Raw genomic sequence first — 2,714 nt, 5'->3', positions numbered from 1 at the left:
GTTAACGGGGATAAATTTCTTGTACTCGGCAAGCGGCTTGATGTACTTGACATTGCCGCCCAGACCCGCAAATTCGGTGGCGAAATACAGGCTCTGCCCGGTGTGCGGACGCTGCGGGTTATCGATTCGGTTGTAGGAAAAATTAGGCACAACCTTGCTGGTGAGAATCCCATTCAGCGCGTTCGGTCCGGAGATGCCGCGGAATGCCAGGGTCTGAAAATAGCTTGCCGACGCGGCGCTGAACGTCTGCACCGATGAGTCGTCGAACGAATACGTGATACCAATCCGCTTGAACGAGCGCTTGATGGGATAGCTCAAGGAAGTGGTTGCACCCGTGCTCGTCTGGGTGAAATTCTGCAGCAGCGCCTGATAACTCGCCGGCAAGGTGACTGTCTGGTTGAGCTGGATCGAAGTGAGTGCCGCCTGATTGTAGTTGTAGCTGTTGTGATACACCGACCAGCCGAATTGCAATGGCTTGTCATACAGATAGGGCTGGGTAAAAGAGATACTCTCGTTGCGCTGGTACTGGCCGATCTGGAATTGCAGCGACAGGCTCTCGCCCTTGCCAAACAGGTTATTGGTGGTGTAGTTCAGGCCGATGAACCCGCCCGCCAGGCCGCTAACGCCACCGGTCAGGCCGATACTGTTCTTGCCTTTTTCCCTGACCTTCAAGGTAATGTCAACCGTGGAATCCTGCACATTCTGCTTAATCTCAGAATCCTGTTCGGGCTTGAGCACTTCAAAGTACTGGAGCTGGTTTAAGCGCAGCAAACTCAGTTCCCATAGGTTGCCGTTGTAAACCTGGCCTTCCTCCAACGCCAGCTCGCGGCGAATGACCTTATCGCGGGTGGTGGTATTGCCCTGGAACTCGATTCGGCGGACAAAGAACTGCTTGCCTTCGTCTACGTCAATGCGCAGGCTAATGAGCTTCTTTTCATCATCCGCCTCAGTATTTGGCACCGGCGTGAAATTGATGTAGCCGAGTGCAGCATAGGCTTTTCGCAGGCCTTCCAGGCCCTTGCGGATGGCCTCCGTGTCGAAAATATCGCCATCTTTGATCTTGAAAAGGGCGCGCAATCCGGCGGTATTCGTCACCGCCTTGTTGCCGCTGAACGTGATCTCCTTCAGGCGGTAGCGTTCGCCTTCTTCAACCGGCAAAGTGATATCGACAGCTTTACCCGGGGACGACTTAAACGGCCAATACCAACGGAAGCCGCTGGTATCGTGCATCTGCGTCTTGGGATCGGCAACCAGCGCTTTGAAGTAGCCCTTCGTCTGGTAGTAATAGCGGACGCGTTCGGCATCCTCGCTCAACTTCGTGGAATCGTAGGTGCGGGCAAACAGATTCTCCAAAAAGATGGAGTGCGGAATACCGAGCGGCTTCAAGTTCTTCATCGAGGCGCGTAGTTCGCGCGACTTGATGGCTTTATTGCCTTCAAAAATGATCTTCCCCACCTTCACCTTTGGACCTTCCTTCACCACGAAGGTCAGGGCGACGGCGGCGGGAGGAATGGGGCGTACTTCGGAACGCACGGTGGCGAATTGATGGCCGTGGGCAGCCAGCAAGTCCTTAATGACCACTTCGGCGTGTTTTACTTTGGTCGGATCGTATTGGCTCTCCTGGGTGAGTCCGACCTTGCGCTCCTTGAATTTGTCGAGCACGTCACTCTGCGAAACCGAACTCAAGCCTACGTATTTGATCTCGCGAATGGTCGGCTTTTCCTTGACGTAAACGTGGATGATCCAGCCCTTGGCCGATGCCTCGCGCTCGATGCGTAAATCGTCGAAGTAGCCCGTATTCCACAGGGAGTTAAAGTCGCGCTCCAAGGCCGCCTGGTCATAGACATCACCAGCCTTGCTGAACATTCGCGCCCGGATGGTCTCCGCCGGAATGCGGCGATTGCCCTGGATAACAATGCCCTCAATCACGCCTTGTTGCGCAACGCACATCCCGGCAAGAAGGATGCATGCCAAAAAAAGGCTGATCGCCGTGGCAAAGTAACGCGCCCCGCGAGCGAACAGCGCCGCGGGTCTTACCTGAAGATGGCAAGAAATGACGAAACCTCAGTACAGGTTAATGAAAGCGCAATTATACGGTACGGATGCTCTGGTGCGGAAACCAAGCGCCCCCTTCATCTACCACGAATGGCAACCCTAACCCTTGCTCTGGCCGGAAGTTTCGAAAACGCGCTCGACCTCAACCAAAGTGGAATAGAACGTAGCACCACCACCCAGGTCCGTAAGTCTGTCCGAAGTCAACACGTTGATGTTGAGACCAGCTTCAGATAATTTCGCCCAGCCTAACTGAGCTGCAACCACGCCATCTGCGACCGTTCCATCGACCCGTGCTTGCAGGAAAATCTCGCCCCGTTGGTTGTAAACCCGCACCCGGTCGCCGTCCGCGATGCCTCGGCGTTCCGCATCGGCCCGGCTGATCTCCAGTTCATGCTGCCGCTCCATCTTTTGCAAGCTCGGCAGATTGACGAACGTCGAGTTCAAGAAATTGTCCGCTTTGCGAGCCAGCAACTCCAGTGGAAAGTCTTCCCTCCCGCGCTGGTGGCGCGACTCCTCCGGCGCCACAAACGAGGCAACCGGATCCATGCCGTGGGCGATCAATGCTGGGTCGAACAGCCGGGCCTTCCGGTTGGGCGTATCGAAGCCGTTGGCGAAGGGCAGCCACGGATCGCCGCTCTCGTCTCCGTGCAGGTTCAAGC

At 55.8% G+C, this 2,714-nt stretch carries 2 protein-coding genes; both read right to left on the bottom strand.

The features are described 5' to 3' along the window. Positions 1–1,929: outer membrane protein assembly factor BamA (gene bamA, locus WB528_RS22350; RefSeq protein WP_423890758.1), on the bottom strand; the 1,929-nt coding region annotated here is incomplete at its 3' end. 225 nt (positions 1,930–2,154) lie between these two features. Continuing rightward, a partial coding sequence (locus tag WB528_RS22345) for a molybdopterin dinucleotide binding domain-containing protein (RefSeq protein ID WP_423890756.1) occupies positions 2,155–2,714 on the bottom strand: 560 nt, incomplete at its 5' end.

This window comes from Bradyrhizobium sp., from assembly GCF_049586575.1.
Taxonomy (GTDB): domain Bacteria; phylum Pseudomonadota; class Alphaproteobacteria; order Rhizobiales; family Xanthobacteraceae; genus Bradyrhizobium.
The sequence above is the reverse complement of the archived record's forward strand: the minus strand, read 5'-3'. Positions and strand labels throughout refer to the sequence as shown.